Annotated in this window: 22 protein-coding genes; 11 read left to right on the top strand and 11 right to left on the bottom strand. The window is 35.9% G+C overall.

Annotation, left to right across the window (positions count from 1 at the left end; genetic code table 11):
* The first annotated feature begins 334 nt into the window (after window positions 1–334).
* From ACXY7N_RS13280 to ACXY7N_RS13260, 5 genes are all read left to right on the top strand, one after another.
* Window positions 335–1597 carry a 3D domain-containing protein gene (locus ACXY7N_RS13280; protein ID WP_016133631.1) on the top strand — a complete coding sequence of 421 codons (1263 nt, stop codon included), beginning with the start codon at window positions 335–337 and terminating at the stop codon, window positions 1595–1597.
* 112 nt (window positions 1598–1709) lie between these two features.
* Window positions 1710–1928: a helix-turn-helix transcriptional regulator gene (locus tag ACXY7N_RS13275; RefSeq protein WP_000154011.1), complete on the top strand. Its 219-nt coding sequence runs from the start codon at window positions 1710–1712 to the stop codon at window positions 1926–1928.
* Window positions 1921–2394, top strand: coding sequence for a hypothetical protein (locus ACXY7N_RS13270; RefSeq protein WP_001079775.1), 474 nt, complete (start codon window positions 1921–1923; stop codon window positions 2392–2394). Before ACXY7N_RS13275 ends, ACXY7N_RS13270 begins: the two co-directional genes overlap by 8 nt.
* A 116-nt stretch (window positions 2395–2510) precedes the next feature.
* On the top strand, window positions 2511–3143 hold the full coding sequence (locus tag ACXY7N_RS13265) for a class A sortase (RefSeq protein ID WP_002108795.1): 633 nt from the start codon (window positions 2511–2513) through the stop codon (window positions 3141–3143).
* Between the two features lie 139 nt (window positions 3144–3282).
* Window positions 3283–4404: a YHYH domain-containing protein gene (locus tag ACXY7N_RS13260; protein WP_488592428.1), complete on the top strand. Its 1122-nt coding sequence runs from the start codon at window positions 3283–3285 to the stop codon at window positions 4402–4404.
* A 30-nt stretch (window positions 4405–4434) separates the two neighbouring features.
* Here ACXY7N_RS13260 and ACXY7N_RS13255 read toward each other — a convergent pair whose 3' ends face one another.
* Window positions 4435–5820, bottom strand: coding sequence for a peptide MFS transporter (locus ACXY7N_RS13255; RefSeq protein ID WP_000446271.1), 1386 nt, complete (start codon window positions 5818–5820; stop codon window positions 4435–4437).
* 253 nt (window positions 5821–6073) lie between these two features.
* Between ACXY7N_RS13255 and brnQ1 the strand changes: the two genes are divergently transcribed.
* Both brnQ1 and ACXY7N_RS13245 read left to right on the top strand, forming a co-directional pair.
* Window positions 6074–7375 carry a branched-chain amino acid transport system II carrier protein BrnQ1 gene (gene brnQ1 / locus ACXY7N_RS13250; protein WP_016089275.1) on the top strand — a complete coding sequence of 434 codons (1302 nt, stop codon included), beginning with the start codon at window positions 6074–6076 and terminating at the stop codon, window positions 7373–7375.
* Window positions 7376–7509: 134 nt separating this feature from the next.
* Window positions 7510–9231, top strand: coding sequence for a DUF2339 domain-containing protein (locus ACXY7N_RS13245; protein ID WP_488592427.1), 1722 nt, complete (start codon window positions 7510–7512; stop codon window positions 9229–9231).
* Between the two features lie 35 nt (window positions 9232–9266).
* Here ACXY7N_RS13245 and ACXY7N_RS13240 read toward each other — a convergent pair whose 3' ends face one another.
* Together ACXY7N_RS13240 and ACXY7N_RS13235 are read right to left on the bottom strand one after the other, a co-directional pair.
* Window positions 9267–10814 carry a hypothetical protein gene (locus ACXY7N_RS13240; RefSeq protein WP_016089273.1) on the bottom strand — a complete coding sequence of 516 codons (1548 nt, stop codon included), beginning with the start codon at window positions 10812–10814 and terminating at the stop codon, window positions 9267–9269.
* 169 nt (window positions 10815–10983) lie between these two features.
* On the bottom strand, window positions 10984–12375 hold the full coding sequence (locus tag ACXY7N_RS13235) for an amino acid permease (RefSeq protein WP_016089272.1): 1392 nt from the start codon (window positions 12373–12375) through the stop codon (window positions 10984–10986).
* Between the two features lie 265 nt (window positions 12376–12640).
* Between ACXY7N_RS13235 and ACXY7N_RS13230 the strand changes: the two genes are divergently transcribed.
* The 3 genes from ACXY7N_RS13230 to ACXY7N_RS13220 all read left to right on the top strand — a co-directional run bounded on the left by ACXY7N_RS13230 (window position 12641) and on the right by ACXY7N_RS13220 (window position 14704).
* Window positions 12641–13933: an NCS2 family permease gene (locus tag ACXY7N_RS13230; RefSeq protein WP_000487208.1), complete on the top strand. Its 1293-nt coding sequence runs from the start codon at window positions 12641–12643 to the stop codon at window positions 13931–13933.
* 137 nt (window positions 13934–14070) lie between these two features.
* Window positions 14071–14271 (top strand): helix-turn-helix transcriptional regulator, encoded by a 201-nt coding sequence (locus ACXY7N_RS13225; RefSeq protein ID WP_000301180.1) that lies wholly within the window; start codon window positions 14071–14073, stop codon window positions 14269–14271.
* Window positions 14272–14275: 4 nt separating this feature from the next.
* Window positions 14276–14704, top strand: coding sequence for a hypothetical protein (locus tag ACXY7N_RS13220; RefSeq protein ID WP_000706642.1), 429 nt, complete (start codon window positions 14276–14278; stop codon window positions 14702–14704).
* Window positions 14705–14743: 39 nt separating this feature from the next.
* Here the strand turns inward: ACXY7N_RS13220 and ACXY7N_RS13215 are convergent, their stop codons facing one another.
* From ACXY7N_RS13215 to ACXY7N_RS13180, 8 genes are all read right to left on the bottom strand, one after another.
* Window positions 14744–15181, bottom strand: a complete 438-nt coding sequence (locus tag ACXY7N_RS13215) for a GNAT family N-acetyltransferase (RefSeq protein ID WP_000633763.1) — start codon at window positions 15179–15181, stop codon at window positions 14744–14746.
* Window positions 15182–15195: 14 nt separating this feature from the next.
* On the bottom strand, window positions 15196–15453 hold the full coding sequence (locus tag ACXY7N_RS13210; RefSeq protein WP_071743379.1) for a DUF4022 family protein: 258 nt from the start codon (window positions 15451–15453) through the stop codon (window positions 15196–15198).
* A 53-nt stretch (window positions 15454–15506) separates the two neighbouring features.
* Entirely contained in the window at window positions 15507–17336 is a 1830-nt protein-coding gene (locus ACXY7N_RS13205) for a monovalent cation:proton antiporter family protein (protein WP_000399985.1), read from the bottom strand.
* 267 nt (window positions 17337–17603) lie between these two features.
* Complete coding sequence (qoxD, locus tag ACXY7N_RS13200; RefSeq protein ID WP_000531383.1) at window positions 17604–17915, bottom strand: cytochrome aa3 quinol oxidase subunit IV; 312 nt, start codon at window positions 17913–17915, stop codon at window positions 17604–17606.
* The gene (gene qoxC / locus ACXY7N_RS13195) at window positions 17916–18518 is read right to left on the bottom strand and encodes a cytochrome aa3 quinol oxidase subunit III (RefSeq protein WP_000729314.1); all 603 of its coding nucleotides are present in this window, start codon (window positions 18516–18518) and stop codon (window positions 17916–17918) included.
* A gap of 13 nt (window positions 18519–18531) precedes the next feature.
* Window positions 18532–20466 (bottom strand): cytochrome aa3 quinol oxidase subunit I, encoded by a 1935-nt coding sequence (qoxB, locus tag ACXY7N_RS13190; RefSeq protein ID WP_016089270.1) that lies wholly within the window; start codon window positions 20464–20466, stop codon window positions 18532–18534.
* A gap of 33 nt (window positions 20467–20499) precedes the next feature.
* The gene (locus ACXY7N_RS13185) at window positions 20500–21378 is read right to left on the bottom strand and encodes a cytochrome aa3 quinol oxidase subunit II (RefSeq protein WP_001176182.1); all 879 of its coding nucleotides are present in this window, start codon (window positions 21376–21378) and stop codon (window positions 20500–20502) included.
* A gap of 282 nt (window positions 21379–21660) precedes the next feature.
* Entirely contained in the window at window positions 21661–23076 is a 1416-nt protein-coding gene (locus ACXY7N_RS13180; RefSeq protein ID WP_001076075.1) for an amino acid permease, read from the bottom strand.
* A gap of 377 nt (window positions 23077–23453) precedes the next feature.
* Here ACXY7N_RS13180 and ACXY7N_RS13175 point away from each other — a divergent pair, with 377 nt between their 5' ends.
* Window positions 23454–24164, top strand: a complete 711-nt coding sequence (locus ACXY7N_RS13175; RefSeq protein WP_002108792.1) for a C39 family peptidase — start codon at window positions 23454–23456, stop codon at window positions 24162–24164.
* Window positions 24165–24296 lie beyond the last annotated feature (132 nt).

Here is a 24296-nt window from a genome sequence, read left to right as displayed (position 1 = left end):
AGAAATAATCTCTTGTTTTTCAATATCTTTTTGTTTTAATTCTGCTTCTAGTTCCTGTATACGATTTTCTAATTGATCAATTTTATGTTGGAGTGATTTCTTTTGAGTAAACATATATTTATTTCAACCGCCTTTAGAAGTTATATTTTCTCTATATTTGGATTTTAGCATCTTTTATAATTTTTAAATATAGGAATTGTTAAATATTTAAGAATCTATTACATTTTATGCATAATTCCCTTTTTTTCGTCATGAAAAATAAACTGTATTTAATGGTATTGTAAACAAACTGTAAAATAAATCATGTATAACTGTATAAGAAGGGAGTCGGATTATGAACTATTTTAAGCGAATCAGTAGTCTAGTATTAGCAGGAATTATCAGTCTTTCTAGTACAGTCGCTGTAAAAGCAGAGTCAAACGACGAGAAACTTAACAACATGCAACAGCAATTGCAGCAAAACGATGCAGATATGCAGAAGAAAGAGCAAGAGAAGCAAGCTGTTAGTAAAGAAATTCAAGGTATCGAAAACGAACTACATAATTTAAATAATACAATTGCAAAAAATAAAGAGGATCAAGCTGCTATTCAACGTAAAATTGATGAAACACATAAGCAGATTGAGCAAAAAAAGAATGAAATTGTCGTTTTAGAGGATAAAGTCCTTGCTCGTAAGGATATTATGAGAAAACGTATGGTTTCTGTTCAAAACAGTTCAAATACAAGTTTAGTAGTGGAAGTTGTAGTAGAGTCAAAAAACTTTGCAGATTTCTTACAACGTATGAACGCAGTTTCTACTATTCTAGAAGCTGATAAAGAAATTTTACGTCTACAAGAACAAGATCTTCGTCAAATTGAAGAGGATAAGAAAACAATTGATGAAAAAGAAGCATCTTTAGTAGTAGACAAACAAAAATTAGCAAAAGCACAAGCTGAGTTGCAAGATAACTTGAAAAAGCGTCAAGATAACTTACAAACAGTTCAAGCTAAATATAATCAGATTGCAAGCCAACTTAATTTAGCAGCAGAAGAAAAAGCTAAAATTGAGTCAAATATGAAGGCAGTACAAGAAACGATTGCTCGTGAGCAAGAAGCAGCAAGAATTGCAGCAGAAGAGCGTGCGAAAGCAGAAGCGGCTGCAAAGGCTGAGCGAGAAGCTTTAGTGAAAGCACAAGCAGAAATTGCTGAAAAACAAAAGCAAGAGAAAGCTAATAAACCAGCTGAACCTGCTGCTAATAATAATTCGAAGGTAGAACCTGCACAACCTTCGAAGCCAACTGCTGGTGGAAGAGAAATCTATGTACATGCAACAGCTTATACAGCAGATCCAGCTGAAAATGGCTATGCGTCAGGACAACAAGTTTATTCTGCATGGGGAGGCTATAATCTAACTGCAAACCCAGGAATGAAATTAATTGCTGTAGATCCAAGTGTTATCCCATTAGGTTCTACTGTATATGTTGAAGGTTATGGACAAGCAATTGCAGCCGACACTGGTGGCGCAATTAAAGGTCACAAAATCGATGTTTTAATGCCTGATAAAGCTTCATCTAGTAATTGGGGCAGAAAAAATGTTAAAGTTACAATTTTAAACTAAAACGTAATCCAACTTTACAATATGTAAAGTTGGATTTTTTTGTAAAAATAATGTTAAGTTGAGTTTACATTTTGTTAAGGATAACATACAATAAAATTGAGAGGTGGTAAAATTGACCATTTTAAATAGAGTGAAAGAATTAAGGGCTCGCTTCAATTTTTCGCAAAGTGTATTAGCAGAAAAGGTTGGAGTGACGAGACAAACAATTGCAGCAATTGAAAAAGGGGATTACGTTCCTTCGTTGTTATTAGCACTTACGATTTGTGATGTGTTTCAGTTAAAGATGGAAGATGTGTTTGTTTTAAATAAGGAGGGGGAAGAGGATGAATAGAATTATTGCTTCATATATCATAAATTTATTTTACAGTGTATTGGCATGCTGGGCATTTGTAGAGTTTTATGATTTTTATATACAGTTTGCTGATATTATTGAAAATGAGAATTTGTCATCTAAAATAACAATGAGTTTGACACCTGTTGTATTACTATTTATTGTAGCTATCATATTAGCGTTTTTTAAAAGATTGCATAAGAAGAAATATAAAAAATCATCATTGCGATTGTATCCTTTATTATTTCCCCAAGAGGATGAACGTGAGAAGGATATTACAGATAGAGCATGTCGAACAACATTTGTATCATTGTGGTTTGTATTACCTTGTGCACTAGGATTATTAATATTTACACCTGTAGCAAATTTGTATATTCCAGCGTATCCTTTATATGTTGTATATTTGATTTATTTGACTCAAGTGACAGTATTCCACGTATCACTATACAGAAATAAATTAGCTTAAAAAGAAACCTTCTTGCCCCGGCAAGAAGGTTTCTTTTCAGCTAATACTTGTACATATAGCAATATTATCTTATCATTTTATATAGAGTAAGATTTTGTAGGGGAAAGGAATTGTATATGAATAAGCAAAGAATTTATAGTATAGTAGCAATTCTGCTATTTGTTGTAGGTGGCGTGTTAATCGGAAAGCCATTTTATGATGGATATCAGGCTGAAAAGAAACAGACTGAAAATGTACAGGCTGTTCAAAAGATGGATTATGAAAAACATGAGACGGAATTTGTAGATGCTTCGAAAATTAATCAGCCAGACTTGGCAGAAGTAGCGAATGCATCATTAGATAAGAAACAAGTAATTGGTCGTATTTCGATCCCGAGTGTTTCATTAGAAATTCCTGTTTTAAAATCTTCTACTGAGAAAAACTTATTATCAGGTGCAGCAACAGTAAAAGAAAATCAAGTAATGGGAAAAGGGAACTATGCATTAGCAGGACATAACATGTCTAAAAAAGGTGTTTTATTTAGTGACATAGCGTCTCTAAAAAAAGGCGATAAAATTTATTTGTATGACAATGAAAATGAATATGAGTATGCGGTTACTGGTGTATCTGAAGTAACTCCTGATAAATGGGAAGTTGTAGAGGATCATGGGAAAGATGAGATAACGCTTATTACATGTGTATCAGTGAAAGATAATTCTAAACGTTATGTTGTTGCTGGTGATTTAGTAGGAACAAAGGCGAAGAAGTAAAAAAGAAGGTCAACTCTTTAAAGAGTTGACCTTCTTTTTTACTAATGTTGAGAAATAATAGAATATTTTAGTTGGTATTCAAGTATTTTTCTATTTATGTATAATGAAGTTATAATTCAAGATTTTGGGAGGAACAAGAGTGAGACAACAGGTGAAGAAACTTCTTTTAACAACGAGTATAGCGTTATTGGTAGCTCCAATTTCAGCTTATGCGCATCCAGGGCGTACAGATGCTAATGGCGGACATACGTGTCGTACAAATTGTGAGAAATGGGGATTACAGTACGGGGAATATCATTATCACAATAAACCAGCTTCTAGTAGTGGTGCAACGAGCCCAGCTCCTAGCCAGAATAATAATAGTACTGTAGAAGCTGAGAGACAAGCAGAAGCCCAGCGCAATACTGAGGCTGAAAAACAACGTGCTGCAGAAGCCCAGCGCAACGCTGAGGCTGAAAAACAACGTACTGCAGAAGCACAGCGTAAAGCTGAAGAAGAGAGACAACGTGTAGCCGAGGAACAGAGAAAAGCTGAAGAGGCACGTAAGCAAGAGGAAGCGCAGCGCCAAGCTGATATGGAAAAAGGTCAACTTGAAGGTCAAAAGAATGGAGAAACTGATTTTAAAGCAGGAAAAAATGATGCAGAAGTGCATGTAGCTGGAAAATCTGATGCATATAAACAAGCGTTTAAAGCGACTTATGCAGCCGCATGGTCTTTAGCAGAGCAGAAAAAAACGTATTTTGAAAAAGGAAAAGAACAAGGTTTAGCACAAGAGACGATGGACGATAGTCAAGTTGCTCCAGAGTTTAAGGTAAACTTTGCAGACGGGTTCAAAGTAGGGAATAAAGAAAGAACAGAAAAAATTGAAAAAGAGCAAGCTGAATTAGGGGAAAAGACCGGGAAAGAACTAGCTGAAAAGAATCCTGGAAATAGAGAGAAAGAAGTATACGTGAAGGCATATGAAACAGCCTATGAAAAAGGGTATAAATCTACAAAAAAGGCAGTAGAAAAGGTTGGCTATAAGTATGCGTTTGAAAACTATGATTTAAAGGTACCTGCTAAATATGAAAAGAATGAATCGTTAAAAAAATGGTTTGTTGAAGGATTCAAATCGAATAAAAAAGCGGCTGACATTCGAGAAGAAGGATATAAAAAAGGAGACAGTTGGCTTGCATTCTTCTATAAGAATTTTGTTCCAAGTGAATATAAAGAACATAAAGAGCTGTACGAACAAGCGATAGAAAAAGGTAAGAATGCATAAAAAAAGATGAGGGAAATCCCTCATCTTTTTTTAATCCATCCACTTCACTAACTTTTTGGAAATTAGTAATAAAACACAACCTAAAACGATTGCTACAGCGCCAATAACTGTAAATACTTCAGCATATCCAAGTGAAGTTGTGAAGCTTGCAAGTTGTCCACCTAAAATGTTGGCGATACCTGAACTTGCTAACCATACGCCCATTAGTAAAGATGCTAGTTTTACTGGAGCGAGCGAACTAACCATTGATAGTCCAACAGGTGATAAGAATAGCTCACCTAACGTATGGAAAAGATACGTAAAGACGATAAATAGTAAGTTTGCTTTTTCTGTAATGTTATGTTCATCACTACCTGTTTTTAATGTAGCGATAACAAGAATGATATAACCGATACCGAGTAGGATCATACCAAGTCCCATTTTAGTTGGGATTTTTAAATCCCCGCGCTTACGAGTTGCAAGTTTTGCCCATAATGCTGAAATGACTGGGGCAAGTAAAATAATAAATAATGGATTGACCGATTGGAACCAAGATGTTGGAACTTCCCATCCGAACACAGAGCGGTCTACAAATTTGTTTGTATATAATGTTAATGAGCTACCAGCTTGTTCAAAGCCAGCCCAGAAGAAGACAACGAAGCATGTTAAAATGACGATAACTGCGGTACGTTGTTTTTCTTTTTTGGTTAACGGTGTATCTCCTACTGATGGTTGTCCAGCAGCTGTTTGCAAATCGCGAGTTGGTTTTTTACCAATATCACCAAGGAAGCGATTTGATAGTGTTGTAAATAAAATTTGTCCAATGATCATTCCGATTGAAGCGGCTAAGAAACCGTAACGGAATCCGTAATGTACAACGCCATCAACTGTTGTTTTGAATAAATTTTCTGATAAAAATCCGCAAACGAGTGGAGCTAAAAATGACCCGACGTTAATACCCATATAGAAAATGGTAAATGCACTATCACGTTTTGGATCATTCTCTTCGTATAATTCTCCAACCAGTGTAGAGATGTTCGGTTTGAAGAATCCATTACCAATAATAATAAGCGCTAATCCGAGGTATAGGCCTAATTGGTTTTGCAAGGCAAATAGTGTAAGGTTACCGATTGCCATTGTTATACCACCAATTGTGATTGCTTTTCGTCTACCTAGAAAACGGTCTGTTAAGTATCCACCAATCATTGGTGTGAAATAACAGGCTCCAGTATAAAATCCGTAAATAGAGAGTGCCCATGCGGGACTAAACCCAAGACCACCGCTTACTAAAGCTGTCGTTAAATATAATGTTAATAATCCTCGTAATCCATAGTAACTAAATCTTTCCCACATTTCTGTAAAGAAGAGTAAGTATAAACCTGGAGGATGTTTCTTTTTTCTTTGTTGTTCTCTTTCTAGTTGTATCGTTGATTCCATGTTATTTTCCTCCTGACACAAACAAAAACAAAGTTAATAATTTTGTACATTTAATATTTTACCTTATTAACTATTATAAGTCAATAAAGGTTGATTTTTCAGAAGAAATTGGAAAAGAGAGATAGCTATAGAATGGGTGTTTCTTTTGTGATAGACTATGGACTATGTTTTCTTTGTTAGGAAGCGGATTATTGCAATTTTTTTATATGTGAAATTGATTTCATAAAAGATGAAATTAAAGAAGGAGAAACAAATGAAATTGTTACAGAAAAAAGAAATTTTACTGATTAGCCTTATGTTATTCTCGATGTTCTTTGGAGCGGGGAATCTTATATTCCCACCTTTCCTTGGGTATGAAGCGGGAGAACATGTGTGGATTTCATTAGTAGGGTTTATTATATCAGCAACAGGTCTTCCTATATTGGGAGTTATTGCTATTGCGAAAGCAGGAAGTTTTCAAACGCTAGCGGGTCGGGTTCATTCTTCATTCGCCATTATTTTTCCGTGTATCGTGTATTTATTTATTGGACCAGGTCTTGGTATACCACGTGCAGGAAGTTTAGCTTTTGAAATGGGGCCAGGTCAGTTGTTCCCAGAAGCGGGAAGTGTAGTTGTATTATGTTACACGGTTATTTTCTTTAGTATTGTGTACTGGTTAAGCTTATCACCGTCTAAATTAATGGGGTTGTTCGGAAAGGTTTTAACACCGTTATTATTAGGGATGATTGCCCTTATTTTTATAAAGAGCATGTTTACATCAGTAGGTAGTGTAAAAGAGGCTACTGGAAGCTATGGACAAGCTCCTATGTTCCAAGGGTTTTTAGATGGGTATTTAACGATGGATGCATTAGCAGCTTTAATTTTTGGGATTGTTATTGCAAATGCTTTACGTGCAAAAGGCATTGAAGATGATAAAGGTTTAGCGAAATATATGAGTATTGCTGGAATTGGGGCAGGACTATTACTATCTATTATTTATGTCATACTTGGATATGTTGGTTCAATGAGTGGCTCATTAGGGACATTTGATAATGGGGCGAACGTGTTAGCACAAGTGATGACTACATTATTTGGACAAGGCGGAGTCGTTTTATTAGGTCTTATTTTTACGATCGCATGTTTATGTGTTTCAATCGGACTTGTTACATCTTGTAGCCAATTTTTCGCAAGTGCATTTCCGAAAGTAGCGTATAAAGTTTGGGCATTTATATTAAGTTTTGTTAGTATGATTTTAGCTAATTTAGGATTAACGCAAATTTTAAAAGTATCAGTACCGATTCTTGGATTTATTTATCCAGTTGCATTAACACTAATTATTTTAGGGTTATTCCATAAATATATTGGAAAGTATGCATACGTATATGCAGTAACTGTTGGGATTGTAGCGTTGTTTAGTGCAGTTGATATTTTCAATAAAAATGTAATCTTGAATCAGTGGACGCCAGTATTGAAATATATTCCGTTTTATACAGAAGGTGTTGGGTGGATTGTTCCAGCTATTATAGGTGCTTGTATTGGCGTTATCATTAGTGTAGTTTTAAATAAGAATAAATAAGTAAAAGGTGTTTTCCTATTTCGGAAAACACCTTTCTTTTTTTGGAAAAATAGTATTGAAAATGAATAGACTAAGAGTATGATAAAGATAATTGGTAATATATAGGTTTTGAATAGGTGATGAGGGGGGAGCGTATGAAGGAGGATTTAAATAAGAAAATAGAAGCGCTTGAAACGGCAATTGAAACGATTCAAGAAGCGCTTTTTGAATTGAAAGCAAAACAAAGAGAAATAGAAGTAGAAAATGCTCAGCAACATGTTAGTAAGGAAAAGACAGAATATATTGAAACGGTAATGGAGGAAAAACAAAAAGAAGAAGTAGTTACAATAAAAGAGCCTGTGCAAGAACGTGAGGTAAAACAAGTGGATATATCTGCTTTTAAACCAGAACCATTTAATATTATTAAGTTTTGCCAAACTTGGTTACCGCGCATATTTGTCGGCATTATGTTACTTGGAGTAATCTGGTTATTTAAAGCAGGGGTAGATGCTGGATTATTAACACCAGCAATACGAATTGTGTTTGGTATTGTCCTATCAATCGGTTTTTATTATATAGGGGATATTCAAATTAAACGAGAGCGGCAAGCGTTAGGGTTAGTATTAGCGGGAGGCAGTATTACAGGTATAGTTTTAACGACATTTGCGGCACATTATTTATATGGATTTATTCCAGCAAGTGTCGCGTTTGTATGTAATATTGCATGGGTCATTTTAGGTATTTATGTAGCAAAGAGGTATCAATCGGAATATCTTACTATCTTCGTAGCGGTAGGAGCTTTCTTCGTACCCTTCTTATTAAATAGTACGACTCCTAATCCGTATATTTTCTTTGGATATGAGACGATACTGACACTTAGCTTATTATGGTATGCGTTGAAAAATCGTTATCAGTATTTATATATGATTTCTTATGCTGTTGCTGCTATTGTCCTTTTTGTCTTCTTTGCTATTATGTCAATGTTAGTAGAGGATTTGCAAATACAGTTAACAGTTGCTTATGGTTTAATTCACTTACTATTATTTTGGCATATGTTTACGGAGAGAAGTTTTATAGTAGAGCCACGCTTGGCGATATTTAGTGCGAATGCAGTTCTCTTTATATTAGCCATTTCAAAAATACCTGAATTCACAACATGGGGATTAATGATTAGTGCACTCGTGCACGCTACTATGTTCGTGCTTGAATATAGGAAGAATAGACATTCTACATTTACAAATCTTTTATTTGGTTTCGCAATGGGTGCATTTAGTTTAGCGATTTTATATGAGTATAGTCTAGTGAATGCAGCGATTGTATTATTATTACAAGGTTTCCTCGTTATGGTGACTGCTATTAAAGTAAAACAACAGATAAAATTGTATGTTAGTGCGACGGTTTACGGGATTGGAATGATACAAACTATTTTTAGTCCGTTTGATCATTTCATTTCAGCTGGGTTCGTTGCTCATATTATTTTAATAGGTACATTTTATTACTGCATGAAGCAAGCGAAAGATGTGTTAATGAGTTTTGGAAAATATGTTTATTCTATAACGCTCTATTGGTTTATGGTTATTGTATTTATTGTAATTACTAGAGTCGGTGAAGTGCTTTCTACAGATGGAAGTATAATAAGCGTATCGGTATCATTATTATGGATGGTATATGCATTATTTTCCGTTTGGCTTGGACGGAATAAAAATATGAATGAAATATTGTATGCCGGCTTAGTCGTGTTAGTCGTAACGATAGGAAAGCTATTCCTTCTAGACTTACCAGAAGTTTCAATGATGATCAGGGCAGTGTTATTCTTAATAGTAGGTAGTATAGGTATCGTTATTTCAAGAATGTTTTTCTCAAAAGAAGAGAAGTAAAAAGAAGGCAATCCATATCCGGATTGCCTTTTTCATTATTTCTTATTAATTATTACAGCTTCATTGTATTTCGCTGTCGTATTTTGGCGTAGACGAAGCGTTGCTTGTCCAGCTGTATTTGAATCGATTTGTACGTTCACAATTTTCTCAGCAGTACCTAAGCTGTTTGTTGTGAAAGAGAATGCACTACTATATCCAAAAGTAGATGGCCAAGTACCATTTGTATTTTGAACCTTTGCTACTTGTGTACCGCCAGTAGTAAATATACCTAAAGAGTAATTATTGTATGTTGTGTTTGGTAATAAGTTATTTACTTGAATTTTTATTTGGAACACTTCATTGTTTGGTAGAGTGCTAGGGTGTGTAACTACGTAGTCGCTTGCTGTTACCGCACCGTTATAACCATATGAACCTGGTTTGAAAGTATTTGTATTAAACCATTGATAACCTGCATTTGGCGCGCTCCAAGGTTCAGGTTGTGGTTCTGTTGATAAGCTTGGTTGTTCGAATGTTTGTAAAGCAGTAGGTAGATCAAGTTGTAAACCATTAACTTGATCTAAACTTGTAAATGTCTCTTTTTTCGATAACCAATTTACGATATTCTCTAGTAAGATAGCATCGTTTTCTTCCTTGTAGCCATCGTAAGTTTTCTTTGTTTGACCAGAGTCTTCACGGACGTATTTTGGCGTAGCATCTTCAACAGGAGAAGAGTCCCCAATAAAAGCAGCTTTTCCAAGACCTACTTTTGAGATAGCGGCATAAGGACCCTCTGCAACACCACCGCTGTTATAAACACCGCTATCAACAGCGTTATTCCATTTTGATGGGTTTTCTGGAAGATACACAAGGCCTTTTGCTAGTTTTGGGTTTGTAATTGCTAGAGTAGAACCAGCATGCATTGCTACAGATGAAACCCCTTCTGTAATTCCGAATGATTGTGCCGGTGATACAATGTTTTTAGCTGAAACATCACCAATAGCATTATAGCGGAAGCGAATACCGAAGTTGTCAGATAGCCAATCAGAGCTTTCTACTCCTTGCATAGCTTGTGAATTTGTTTCCTCGTTAGACATTCCTTTTGCTGGATTATCCCAAGCACCACGTCTATATCCATTAAATACTTCAGAAGAGTCCCAACGATTTTTATTACGATCTGCATTATAATGGTCGGCAATAAAGAAAATACTTCCGCCACTTTTCACATATTGTAACATTGCATCTTGTTCAGATTTCTTGTAAGGAATATTAGCTTCTGGAACGATAAAAACATTGTAGTCTTTTAAATCTTCGTACGTAATAGGTGTTGATTTACGAAGTTCTTTTACATGATATCCGTTTTGGGCAATACCGTTTCCGAAGTCAGAAAAGCCGCCATCGATAACCCAGTCAGCTGTCCCGGCAGTTTGACCGTGTGTATTATCGAATAATACTTTCTTCCCGTTATTTTGATTTACAACTTTTGCAGCAATTTCAGGAGCTGGGTCTACTGAGCTTTCGGCATAAGTAGACGGAATGAACGAGGCTCCTATACTTAGTGTAATTGCTGTTGCTAAAGAAAATGTAATCCATTTTTTATTCTTCATAGAAGAATCCCCCTAATAAAAATATTTGCTTTAATAATGTAATCTATTTTTGGGTGGAAAGAAAGATAGAAAATATTAAATAGTGTAAAGATAGCGTTAATTTAATTGAAAAATATTTGTTAGAATAATGAAAAAATCTCTTCCTAGTAAATAGGAAGAGATTTTGGACTTAACTAATTTTTGAATTAGGTGTTTCATCAATTTTATGAAATCCCTTCATGTAATACACGATAGCTAAACCAATAAGCCAAATTGGGCCGACAATCAATGCGATTCTTGTATCTTCTGAATACGCCATTATACCTAATACTAGTGCAAGGAAAGCGAGTGAGAAATATGAACTTAATGGATGTAAAGGCATTTTATATGTTAGCTTGTCCTTTTTATCAGTTTGCAATCCTTTACGGAATTTAATTTGAGCGACTAATATGATGCCCCAAGTCCAAATTGCCCCGAAAGTTGAAATACTAGTAAGCCATGTAAATACCTTTGCAGGTACGAGATAGTTTAATATAACGCCAATGAGTAAAACGATAGCAGTTGCTACAATTCCTTGACTCGGAATACCGTTTTTATTTAAACGACCGAATCTTTCAGGTGCTTTCTTTTGCTGTGCCAATGTAAATAGCATACGGCCTGTACTAAATAGACCGCCATTACAAGAAGAAAGAGCTGCTGTTAATACGACAAAGTTAATAATACCTGCTGCTTTTGCGATACCGATTTGCTGGAATGTTAATACAAATGGACTTCCTTTCTCACCAAGTTCGTTCCATGGATAAATTGCCATCATAACGAATAGAGCCCCAACGTAGAACAGTAATATTCTCCAAAATACGTTATCGATTGCTTTTGCGAGTGTTTTTTTCGGATTTTGAGCTTCACCCGCTGTAACACCGATTAATTCAACGCCTAAATAAGCGAATAACACCATTTGTAAAGAGAGCAGTAACCCAGAAAAACCATTTGGGAACCAGCCACCATGTGACCAAAGGTTTGAAATGCCGGTAGCGATACCGCCGTTTCCGAATCCGAATAAAATAATACCAGCTCCAACAATTATCATACAGATAATTGTGACAATTTTGATGAGAGCGAACCAAAATTCAAGTTCCCCAAATACTTTTACGGATAAGAAGTTAAAAGCACTCATTAATAATAGAGCGAGTAAAGCCCAAGTCCAGCGTGGGATATCTGGGAACCAGTACTGCATGTAAATGCCAGCTGCCGTAATTTCAGCCATGCAAGTAACAACCCATAGGAACCAGTAGTTCCAACCGGTAATATAGCCAGCTAGTGGTCCAAGGTAATCATAAGCATATTTACTAAAAGAACCGGCAACAGGTTGTTCAATTGCCATTTCTCCGAGTGCTCGCATAATGAAAAAAATAACGAGTCCAGCGATCATATAACCTAGTAGAATAGAAGGGCCAGCTAGCTTAATAGCAGAAGCAGATCCTAAAAAGAGTCCAACGCCAATAGCTGAACCGAGTGACATTAAAGTAATGTGTCGTTCTTTTAAACCACGGTTTAAAGTTCCAGATTTGTTTGTGTGCTGCATAAGAAGAATCCCCCTTGTAGAATGAGCTACCTAAATATTTAACTATTTCAAATTATAAAACATTTTTATCTGTTATGCTACAAAAATAATCGTGACGAGCTGTACTACATCTGTACTTGTCAGACTTAAACTTAAAATTCGAACTATTAGTGAATATATTGACTCCTCTTTTTATTGATTGTTAAGATTAAGTATTATATTTTCTCACATACTAGTAAGAAAAGAATGTGTGATAATAATTCAGATGTAGGAAGGGTACATAACCATGTTTCAATTACAAAAATATAACACTTCTGTGAAGCAAGAGCTTTTAGCTGGCATCACAACTTTTTTTACATTTGCGTATATTCTTGTCATCAATCCGAAAATATTATCTGATGCAGGTGTACCATTTGATCAAGCTTTTACGGCAACTATTATTGCGACGGTTGTAGGGACGCTATGTATGGCGTTTTTAGCTAACTATCCAATTGTTATTGCTCCAGCTATGGGAATGAATGCGTATTTTGCTTATTCTGTTGTTCAACAGGCAGAGGGGATTACATATGTCATTGCGTTTTCAGCAGTATTTGTAACAGGTATTATTTTTCTTTTATTATCTTTCACTTCATTTAGGCAAAAGCTAATTGTCGCAATTCCTGACAGTTTAAAACATGCGATTGCAGGTGGAATTGGGTTATTTATTGCTTTTATTGGATTACGTCTATCTGGAATTATCGTTGATCATCCATCTAACTTAGTTACGATTGGTGACTTCCATTCTCCAGCTGTTATTTTAACTCTAATTGGTTTAATATTAGCGGCGGTATTAATGGCATTGCGTGTGAGCGGTGCATTATTTATTAGTATGATTGTGACAGGAGTTATCGCCTTCTTTACAGGGCAACTGAAGTTCACGGATAAAATTGTTGCGATGCCTCATTTACCAGAGGGTATTATCGTTTCAAATCCAATCAACGCCTTTTCAGATGTAATTGAATACGGATTATATGGCGTTGTATTCTCATTTTTACTTGTACTGTTATTTGATACAACAGGTGCATTACTCGGTTTAATTAAACAAGCAGGTTTAATTACAGATAATACAGAGAAACGTTTTGGTAAAGCGTTTATTGCAGATGCAATCGGCGGGACTACAGGCTCTATCTTTGGAACAAGCCCAACAGCAGCGACGATTGAATCGTCAGCTGGTATTGCCGCGGGTGGTAAAACAGGATTAACAGGTATTGTAGTTGTCGGTCTAACGATTATAACGGCATTCTTCAGCCCTGTAATTGCTTCTCTATCAAGTGTAGCCGCTATTACAGCTCCTTCATTAATTATTGTAGGTAGTTTAATGGCACAAAGTCTTCGTGATATTAATTGGAATGAATTTGAAGATGCATTACCAGCATTTTTAATTTTCGTTGGTATTCCGTTAACGTCTAGTATTGCGAATGGAATTGCGATTGGGTTTTTAGTGTATCCAGTCTTAAAAATTGTGAAAGGGAAAGGGATGGAAGTACATCCGTTACTATACTTATTTACAATTTTATTTGGATGTCATTTATTCTTATAATATAGATATAGGAGAGGGGGCTTCTTATGAGAGGCTCCTTTTTTGTGTATAATAAAGTGAAACTTAAATCAATTACGTAAATTATAAATTACTTAATGGAATATATATGTTACACTAAGAGTAGAGGAGGAACATGAATGGCTGTAAGTAAAATAAAAGTCGCGCGTGTTCAGTTAGATTTAACACAGCAACAATTAGCAGAAAAAGTAGGCGTTACAAGGCAAACGATTAGTTTAATTGAGAAGGGGAAATACAACCCGTCTTTAGATTTATGTTTGAAAATTTGTTATGCGGTAGATAAAACATTGAATGATTTGTTTTGGGAGGACAAGGAGTGAGGGGATGAAAATCGTGAAAGATGAACGTTTAATGATTGAGGGGCTAAAACATATTAGATTAGTTTTTATCTTACAAAATATTATCATACTAGGTATTGTTTTTTATCGCTACGTTTTGCAAGGTGCAGGATATGAAAGTGTTTCGGATTTATTAATGGTATTTATGGGCGGGATAATAGTTATAAACTTTTTAAATCTGAAAAATTCAGTGGAAGTGTATGAGCATACAGGGGGAGTATCGCGCAGTTATTTTATGAAGTTATTATTCATTCCAGTAGGTATTGTTATTGGGATTTTAGCTATTTGTATTATTGTAACACCAGATATTTCGATAAAGGAAATTAGTATGACAGGGCTTATTATGTTTGCTTGTTTTTTAGTTCCTAGTTTGTTTATATACATATATATGAAAAAAATAAAAAGTGAAGATTGAAATATAAGAAAAGCTTTCCCATACTGCGGAAAGCTTTTCTTATATCTTTTTATACAGTACTTTATGAAGGCCAATCGGTTCAATTTCAAATATCTCACCATGTTCCTGAAAGCCTAAGCGCTTGTAATAGTCAGCTACAGTAACTCGGCCATTACACCATAAAATATTTGCTTGACGTTCTTGCAAGATTTGTTCCGCCTTCTGAATTAATGAGCTTCCAGCACGGTTATTGCGAAACTCAGGTAATGTTGCCATTCCTCGTAGACGATAATGCATACCTGCTGGTAAGTCAGGGTATATTTCTTTTGAGAAGGAAGCGATACTAATAAGTTCATCGTTTATAAATGCGCCTAAGTGAAAGGTATCTGTTTCATAGTCGGAAGAGTATTTACAATCTGTTAACGTTTGACTCGGGCGTAAAATTTTTTGACGTAATACGTAAGTTTCAGATCCATCAATATTTTTCACAGTAATCATATTAACATCCTTTCCTATAAGGCTTTTTCTGTTAGTTGTATAAAGAAATAGGCAGGTGCGGCGAAAAGTCCGAGTATGCTAGCAGTTCCGAGAAGGAGTGAAAGTAGGAGGCAAGAGTATTTTATTCCATTTGATTTTTTCCATCCGTAACTACAAATTTCAATGCTAACACCGATGAGAATAATGGCAACGAGTACTTCCGCTAATAATAAGAGAGCTAAAGTTACAATAGACATAATGTGATCCATCCTCATAATATATGATAGTAACATTTTACCATATAAAATGGAAAAAAATGCCCCTCAATTATGTGAGGGGCATTTTTCTATTCTAATATGCTTTTAAGTGTATCGATGTGTTCTTTTGAGCCAGTTACAAGTAATGTATCGCCGTGCTGTAGGCTTGTATCACCATGTGGGATTAATGCTTTATTCCCACGATAAATTTGAATGACGAGTACATCGCCTAAAAATGGAAGGCGACGAAGTGCAACGCCGTTATATTTATTACTCCGTAGTTCCACTTCACGGACTGTTTCGTTTGCTGTTGTAATTAAGCGAACGAGACTCGGTTTATCAATTAGTGCACGTAATAGAATACGTGTAGAGTTAATTGTTGAGAATACGGCGATATGTTCTTGCGTTGCTTTTTCTTGTAGAAGTGGATCTTCTACACTTGCAATAACATGTTCAACACCTAGCTCCTTTGCATGTTCTGCTAATAATAAGTTTTGTTCATCATCGCTTGTTGCAACAACAACGCGGTCTGCATGAAACGCTGTTTGTTCAGTTAATGATGCAATTGTGATGTCATCTAATTTCACGATAGGGAAGTCATGCGATTTCGCTTCCTCATCATTTATTTTATTTTGACGCATCATATATAGTGTCACGTCATAATCTTCTCGTTTTAAATCAAGTGATAATGGAAGTGTAATTCTGCTCGCACCAATAATAGAAACTTTTGGTTTTGGTGTTTCTACTTTCGGGAACATCTTTTTAAATAATATAGGTGCGAAAATACAAGTAATAACTGCGCTTAAAATAAGGGAAGCAGATAAACTTGGACTGATGATTCCTAGTTTTTCACCAATTTGTGCAGCTGCAATAACTAAAGAGAGTGTCGATGTTAATAAGATGGCACTTCCCAGTACGATATTACGTGGATACCATTTTCGTAAGACGAGTGATGGTAACAGTTTTGAAATAAAGAGTCCCACAATTAAAATTGGGATCATGAGCATACTAGAAGGTTCTTTGAAAATAGACCAAACCTCTAAATTTACACCAACCATTACGAAGAAAATAGGGATGAAGAAACCGTAGCCGATGGAATCCAGTTTTTCAACCATATCTTCATTTGGTGATAATAACGATACAAGTACACCCGCTAAGAAGGCACCTAAAATATTTTCAGCTCCAACAGATTCAGATAACCCGACTAATATTAAGATGAGTGCAAAAACAGCTCGTGTATCAATTTGTACACTACCAGCTTTTAAGCTATCTAAGTATGGAATGTTTTTAAAGCGTTTTGCAACGAAGTAAATAACAATACCAGCACCGAATAGAAGAAGAAGGAGCCACATGCTTTGGCCGCTTTCGGAATTTAATCCGACGAATACAGCGAGTAAAATCATTGTAACTAAATCTGCAATAACAGCAACTAATAAAATGATTTGTCCGATTGCCGTTTTTCCTAAGTTATTCTCTTTTAATGTTGGTACAACAACACCTAAAGAAATAGTTGAAATAATTAAAGTCATAAACATTGCATTATCTACGAATCCTAGCCATACGAATAGTAATGATAGAGCATAAGATAAGATGAAAATAAATAAGAAGATAATGCTTGCTGCTTGGAATGTGTTTGGTTCGTTTGTCGTATTCTTTTTCCCTTTTTGTTTAAAGATCGAAAAGTCAATTTCTAGACCACTTAAGAACATTAGGAAGATAAATCCTAGTGTTGATAAGACTTGAAGCCACATATCTGGCTCAATGATGTTAAATCCACTTTTACCTACAAAGATTCCTGCGATGATTTCTGCAACAACGACAGGAAGTGCTTTTAATTTAAAGCGTTGTAACAAAAGGGGAACGAAAAACGCGATTGCAACGACAACCATAAGTGATAGAACAGAAGTGTGATGTTCCATTGCGTTCTCTCCCTTCAAATAAATATAGTAACTATTTAGCCATATAATAGGTAGAAAAGCAACGCATATGGATTCGATTTCATAAAGAAAGAGTTTTCTTAACATTTGTCATAATAAGTATATTTTTCATGATTCTGTTGTTAATTCCGTAATGTGGATGTAATAGGGGAGGGGATAAAGTGAAACTTTAATCCGTGGGGGTCTTACTGCTCGTTAATGGGGATAAAAAAAGACTGCTGAGGAATCTCAGCAGTCTTTTCATGTACATTACATTGAGAAGAAGATCCATACAGTTAAACCAACTGTTGCAGTTGCAACGAAGAAACTGTATATCATTGTAAGAATTTGAACTCTTCCTTCTCCTTCTTTTAAGTGCATGAACATGATTAATTGTAACAACGCTTGCGCAACAGCCATTACGATAATAGTTGTTAAGATCGTTGAAAGTGGCAGGCTTGTGTAAAGTGCCACGTATAGCGCTAGGAACGTTAGTGCAAGCGATAAAATAAATCCGAAAACGTGTGACCAAGGGAATCCGCTATGCGCATGCCCGTTTGCTTGGTTGTTATTTTGACCCATTTACGCCACCATCCCGTTCAAGTAAACTAGTGTGTAAATAAAGACCCAAACAAGATCAAGGAAATGCCAGTATAAGCTGATAATGAATACTTTACGAGCTGTAACTGGTGTTAAACCTCGTTTTAAAATTTGGATAATAACACAAGTTGCCCAAATGATACCGCCTGTTACGTGGGCTCCGTGCGTTCCAAGAAGAACGAAGAATGCAGATAGGAAAGCACTTGTTTGAATTGTTGCGCCTTCACCGATGTACATAATGAACTCTTCGATTTCAAAGAATAGGAAACCTGCACCTAAAAGTAATGTAAGGATGAACCATCCAAGCATTGCTTTTTGGTTGTGCTTACGCATTTCGTGAATTACGATACCACATGTGAAACTACTTGTTAAAAGTAGTAATGTTTGAATTAAAAGCGTTTTAAGTTCAAACAGTTGCGCTGGAGTTGGGCCATCTGCCGTACGACCAGCAAGGACTAGATAAGAGGCGAAAAGTGTTGCGAACAGCATAATTTCAGCCCCAAGAAAAATCCAGAATCCTAGGATATTCAATCTGCTTTGTTCGGATTGATATTCCAAAGGTAAGCTTTTATCTAAAGCCGCCATGTCATTTCACCTCTCATGCTATATGTTCTGTTTCTTTAATTTCATCAACACTTACGTAGTAACCATCGTCATAATCGAATGAACGATAGATTAAGCAAGCTAAAATACCAACGCCGCCGATTGCTGCAAGCCAGAACCAGCTAAATACTAATGCGAAACCTGCAAGACCGAAGAATAAAGACGCAATAATAGGCACACCAGAGTTACTTGGCATGTGAATTGGTTTTAAATCTTCTGCTGCTGGTGTAACTGTTTCTCCGCGTTTTTTCATGTACCAGAAAGCATCAGCTTCTTTAATTTCAGGAAGCTTCGCGAAGTTGTAATGTTGTACAGGAGATTGAGTTGCCCATTCAAGTGTACGGCCATCCCATGGATCTCCAGTTGTGTCACGTTCACCGTGACGTGCACTCCAAATTACGTTGTAGCAAAGAAGTAGGAAGCCAATACCCATCATTACCGCACCAACAGATGCGATTTGGTTTAGCCATCCCCATCCAAGACTTTCAGAGTAAGTGTACATACGACGAGTCATACCGTCTAAACCTAAGAAGTACATTGGGAAGAAACAGATGTTGAATCCGCTCATAAAGATCCAGAATGTCCATTTACCTAGGCGTTCATTTAACATATGACCAGTCATTTTTGGATACCAGAATGTGAATCCAGCAAGCATAGCGAATACTGTACCTGCAATTAATACGTAGTGGAAGTGAGCGATTAGGAAGTAGCTGTTATGGTATTGATAATCAGCTGCTGCCATTCCAAGCATAACCCCTGTAACCCCACCGACTACGAAGTTTGGAATAAATGCCAATGACCAAAGCATTGGAACTGTAAAACGAATACGTCCTTTATACAGTGTAAACAACCAGTTAAAGATCTTAACCCCGGTTGGAATCGAAATCGCCATTGTCGAAATCGAGAAGAATGAGTTAACCGCTGGACCTGCACCCATCGTGAAGAAGTGGTGAAGCCATACGACGAAACTCAGTAAAGAAATTGCAACCATTGAGTATACCATCGCACTGTAACCGAATAAACGTTTACGTGAGAATGTACTAATGATTTCAGAGAAAATACCGAATGCCGGTAAAATAACGATATATACTTCAGGGTGACCCCATACCCAGAACAGGTTGGCCCATAACATCGGCATACCGCCGCTCGCCATCGTAAAGAAGTGAGCATCGAATAGACGGTCAAATGTCATTAATGCAAGAGCAACTGTTAATACTGGGAAAGCGAAAATAATGATAACTGTTGTAATTAAGATTGACCAAGTAAACATTGGCATTCTCATTAAAGTCATACCAGGTGTACGCATTTTTAAGATAGTAACAAGGAAGTTAATACCGGTCATTAGCGTACCGAGACCTGAAATCTGTAATGCAATTGCGTAGTAGTTATTTCCTACACCAGAAGTAAACTCTGTACCTGCCATTGGGAAGTAAGAAGTCCACCCAGCGTCTGGAGAACCACCGATTACGAAAGCGATGTTGAATAACATTGCTCCGACAAAGAATAACCAGAAACTTAAAGCATTTAAGAACGGATATGCAACGTCACGAGCACCAATTTGTAATGGTACTACAAGGTTCATTAATCCCATAACGAATGGCATTGCCATGAAAAGAATCATTACTGTACCATGTGTTGTGAAGATTCCGTTATAGTGTTCAGCGTTTAAATAAGTTGTTTCTGGGAATGTTAACTGTGCACGGATCATTAAACCATCCATACCACCACGGAATAACATGATAACCGCAGAAATAATATACATGGCGCCGATTTTTTTATGGTCAACAGTTGTTAACCATTCGTCCCAAAGCCATTTCCATTTTTTATACTTTGTTAGTACGAAAATGATTGCTAATGTCACAAGAACGATAGAAGCGTCTGCACCGTAAATAATCGGGTCACCTGTGACAAAGAATTCATCAAGCTTCACTGTGTTCACTCCAATCTGTTGGAATTATAGCTATTATTTTTTTTTGTTTTTGTAGTAGTTGTAATCACAATATTCAAGTGATTTTGGATCTACATAACTTAAGTGGTGACTAGAGAATGTCATACGACCAACTACACCAGGTTTAACAATTTCGTTGTACTTATCTTCTGTTAGTTTAGGAGCAGTTTGTTGTACTTCTTTAACCCACTTGTCATATTTCTCTTTAGTTTTTGCTTCAACTTCGAACTCCATGTGAGTGAATCCTTCACCAGAGAAGTTCGCGCTACGGCCTAGGTAAGAACCTGGCTTATCAGCTTGTAAATAAAGATCCATAATCATGCCATCCATTGTGTACTTCATACCACCAAGTTCTGGTACCCAGAAAGCATTCATTGGGCCGACAGAAGTCAGTTTGAATTGAATTGGTACACCAGCTGGGATGTTTAAATAGTTAACGGTTTCAATTTTTTCCTCTGGGTAACTGAATAACCATTTCCAGTTTGCAGATGTAACATAAATTTCAACTGGTTTAATATGTTTGGACTCTTTCGGAACCTCTTCCGAAGCATAAGTTGCTTTTACTGTTGGGATCGATAATGCGATAACGATAATAACAGGAACAAGCGTCCAAATAATTTCTAATAATGTGTTACCGTGTTGTTCAGGTGGCTCGTAGTCCATATTCTCTGGTTTTTCACGATAACGAATCAAGATGACTGTAAACAAGATGAATACAATTGCGATAATTAATGACATAAGCAAGAATGACCAAACAATTAAATCATACTGTGCTTTTGCAACAGGTCCTTGCGGATTTAATACTGCGAGTTTCTTATCACAGCCGCCTAGGAACAGAAGTAATGATAACGGAAGAAGCGAAGCCAGCTTCCAAAACGTTTTCTTTAGTTGCACGATTGAAAATCTCCTTTCTCCTTGGATTGAAACTATGCCAATAAAACAATATAAACCTATTAATTTATAGATGGCAATAGTTTTTGCGATATTGTTAAAAAATAGACACAAATGCACACTTTTTAAGGTGAATATCATTTGTAACTTGATAACATTGTAAACTATTTTCCAATGAAAAACGTGATTGTGAAAATTTTAAGATAAATAAAGTTATACCAAGATATCCAATAAATAGAAAAAAGCTATCTTATTATAAGGAAGATAGCTGAATATTTTGTATATTTAGTTTATTTCTTGTTTTATATTTATTTGTTGTTCAAGTGTGACAATTTTTTTATATTTAACTTGATATAAAATGTAACAAATGATCATAAATGGAATACCGCAATAAAGAGCGATTCTCTGATCTGGAATGAAAGCTAAACTAACAAATGTAATGAAATTGAGTGAGAATGCTACGATTGGAACTATTGGATAAAGTGGTGTGCGATATTTTAAATCATTAATGTCCCCGCCGTTTTTTAAGAAGTTTCTACGGAAGAAAAACTGCGAAGCTGCGATTGACATCCAAACTACGACAGCGGCCATAGCTGCAATAGATGTTAAAACTAAAAAGACAGTATCTGCCGCAAATATACTTGTTAATAGAGACAAACTTGCAAAGATCAGACTGAAAATTAATGCGTTTAGTGGCACACCTTTTTTAGTTAACTTCGTAAAAGCTGGACTTGCCATTCCTTGTTTTGCCATCGCCCAAAGCATACGAGAATTTGCATATAGGCCAGAGTTGGCTACGGATAATACCGCTGTAATAATAACAAAGTTCATAATGTCTGCTGCATATGGAACACCAGCCACATCAAATACAAGTACAAATGGACTTTCGACTAGATTAGCTTCTTGCCACGGGAGTAAACCTACAACAACTGATATTGCTAGGACGAAGAAGAAGAGAGTTCGCCAAATGGTATTTTTGATTGCTTTAGGGATTGTTTTTTCGGGATTTTCACTTTCTCCCGAAGCAATTCCGATTAATTCTGTTCCTTGGAAGGAGTAATTTACTGTAATCATCGTAAGAAGAACAGCTAATGCACCATTTGGAAATAATCCGCCATTTTCAGTGAAATTGTGAAGCATTGGAGCTGGTTTTCCGTTAAAGTCTAGTAGACCGAACATAACTGCACCACCGAGTACGATGAAAACAACAATAGTTGCGACTTTTACACTTGCGAACCAAAATTCTGCTTCTGCATATGCTTTTGCTGATAAAGCGTTTACAAGGAAGAGTGCTGCTGCAAATGTAACACACCAAATCCACGAAGAAACGTCTGGAAACCAGCGTTTCATTAAAATACTTACAGTTGTTAACTCTACTCCAACTGTAACCGCCCAATTTAACCAATACATCCAACCGACAACAAACCCAAAACCAGGTGAAATAAATTTGCTTGCATAGCTTTGGAATGAACCTGCTTCTGGCATAGCAACAGATAATTCACCAAGACATAACATCGTTAAATACATAACAAATCCACCGACTAAAAATGCAAGAATAGCACCACCAGGACCAGCGTTATGGACGATTTGACCAGAGCCCATAAATAGGCCGGTTCCGATAACACCACCAAGTGCAATCATAAATAGGTGTCTACTTTTCATTGTTCGTTTTAAATCTGTTTGTTCTACTTGTTGATTCATATGCCCTCACCCCGTTATTTTCTTGTATGTATAGACAGCTTTTCATTCCGAGTTTTTAATCATTAGTGGGGGATGTGACACATACTCGGCTTATTTATTATGAAACGAATGGAGTATGTAAAAATACGAACTATGACTAAATACTCTAAGAATGTTTATTAACAAGGTAATATCTTCACCATGTTAATTATTTTGATTTTAGCAAAATAATTCAGAAAAGTATATTGTTTTTTCTTTTTATTAAAAATAATTAGAATTTTAAAACGATAAAAGTGTGAACAATAATTCACAGAATCTTTCTAGCAAACTAGTAAGAAGAAAGGTACAATGATAGGAGGTATGTCTGTAAAATAATAATTAATGGAGTTTTGTTTAAAATGAAAAAGTTAAAATATCTTTTTGTTTTTGGAATTATATTTGCTGCCGCGTTTTTTATAGGGAAAGATAAGATTATACAAAAGGCACAAGTGCTACGCTTAGACTTTCTATCTGAAATGAAAGAAGCGGCTATGATTGAAAATGTTCCGTTTATAAATCAGTTACCAGAATTACCTCGTGGATGTGAAGTGACAAGCTTAGCTATGTTGTTACAATATAAAGGTGTGCAAGTAGATAAAATGCAACTTGCTAGTGAAATTCATCGTGTTCCATTTGAACAAAATGGTTTGCGTGGAAATCCTTATGAGGGATTCGTTGGAAATATTTATACGAAAGCTGAACCAGGATATGGTGTATACAATAAACCAATCTTTAATTTAGCAGAAAAATATGTTCCTGAAAAAGTAATTAATTTAACAGATAGAGACGTGAAAGATCTATATAAGGTAATTAGTTCTGGTTCTCCAGTATGGGTTATTATTAATACAACGTTTAAGCCGCTAGCTGAAAGTAGTTTTGAAACATGGAATACAAGTTCTGGTGAAGTGAAAATTACATATTTTGAGCATAGTGTAGTAGTGGTTGGATACGATCAAAACTTTGTATATGTAAATGATCCTCTAAAAAATAATCCACGTTTCGCTGTTCCACGAGCAGAGTTTGAGAAGGCGTGGGAGCAAATGGGGAAACAAGCGATTACTATTTTATAATAATGAAAAAGCCATCTTTTTGATGGCTTTTTATTTTTAAGTTATTATAACGGAAAATTCAGAAGATTCTTTTAAAAGTTAACAATTCACGTTATAATAACATTTAACTTGGTGAAGAAGGGGAGAAGAGAA

This window comes from Bacillus sp. 5w2 (assembly GCF_054353775.1).
This window is presented reverse-complemented; position numbering and strand designations above follow the sequence as displayed.

Excerpts from the sequence above, each read along its gene's own strand:
- qoxC (WP_000729314.1), bottom strand. The coding sequence starts at position 18,518 with ATGGCGGCTTTAGATAAAAGCTTACCTTTGGAATATCAATCCGAACAA.
- ACXY7N_RS13180 (WP_001076075.1), bottom strand. The coding sequence starts at position 23,076 with ATGAATCAACAAGTAGAACAAACAGATTTAAAACGAACAATGAAAAGT.
- brnQ1 (WP_016089275.1), top strand. The coding sequence starts at position 6,074 with ATGAAATTGTTACAGAAAAAAGAAATTTTACTGATTAGCCTTATGTTA.
- ACXY7N_RS13270 (WP_001079775.1), top strand. The coding sequence starts at position 1,921 with ATGAATAGAATTATTGCTTCATATATCATAAATTTATTTTACAGTGTA.
- ACXY7N_RS13205 (WP_000399985.1), bottom strand. The coding sequence starts at position 17,336 with ATGGAACATCACACTTCTGTTCTATCACTTATGGTTGTCGTTGCAATC.
- ACXY7N_RS13225 (WP_000301180.1), top strand. The coding sequence starts at position 14,071 with ATGGCTGTAAGTAAAATAAAAGTCGCGCGTGTTCAGTTAGATTTAACA.
- ACXY7N_RS13210 (WP_071743379.1), bottom strand. The coding sequence starts at position 15,453 with ATGTTACTATCATATATTATGAGGATGGATCACATTATGTCTATTGTA.
- ACXY7N_RS13230 (WP_000487208.1), top strand. The coding sequence starts at position 12,641 with ATGTTTCAATTACAAAAATATAACACTTCTGTGAAGCAAGAGCTTTTA.
- ACXY7N_RS13265 (WP_002108795.1), top strand. The coding sequence starts at position 2,511 with ATGAATAAGCAAAGAATTTATAGTATAGTAGCAATTCTGCTATTTGTT.
- ACXY7N_RS13235 (WP_016089272.1), bottom strand. The coding sequence starts at position 12,375 with ATGCAGCACACAAACAAATCTGGAACTTTAAACCGTGGTTTAAAAGAA.
- ACXY7N_RS13175 (WP_002108792.1), top strand. The coding sequence starts at position 23,454 with ATGAAAAAGTTAAAATATCTTTTTGTTTTTGGAATTATATTTGCTGCC.
- ACXY7N_RS13255 (WP_000446271.1), bottom strand. The coding sequence starts at position 5,820 with ATGGAATCAACGATACAACTAGAAAGAGAACAACAAAGAAAAAAGAAA.
- ACXY7N_RS13280 (WP_016133631.1), top strand. The coding sequence starts at position 335 with ATGAACTATTTTAAGCGAATCAGTAGTCTAGTATTAGCAGGAATTATC.
- ACXY7N_RS13220 (WP_000706642.1), top strand. The coding sequence starts at position 14,276 with ATGAAAATCGTGAAAGATGAACGTTTAATGATTGAGGGGCTAAAACAT.
- ACXY7N_RS13215 (WP_000633763.1), bottom strand. The coding sequence starts at position 15,181 with ATGATTACTGTGAAAAATATTGATGGATCTGAAACTTACGTATTACGT.
- qoxD (WP_000531383.1), bottom strand. The coding sequence starts at position 17,915 with ATGGGTCAAAATAACAACCAAGCAAACGGGCATGCGCATAGCGGATTC.
- ACXY7N_RS13240 (WP_016089273.1), bottom strand. The coding sequence starts at position 10,814 with ATGAAGAATAAAAAATGGATTACATTTTCTTTAGCAACAGCAATTACA.
- ACXY7N_RS13245 (WP_488592427.1), top strand. The coding sequence starts at position 7,510 with ATGAAGGAGGATTTAAATAAGAAAATAGAAGCGCTTGAAACGGCAATT.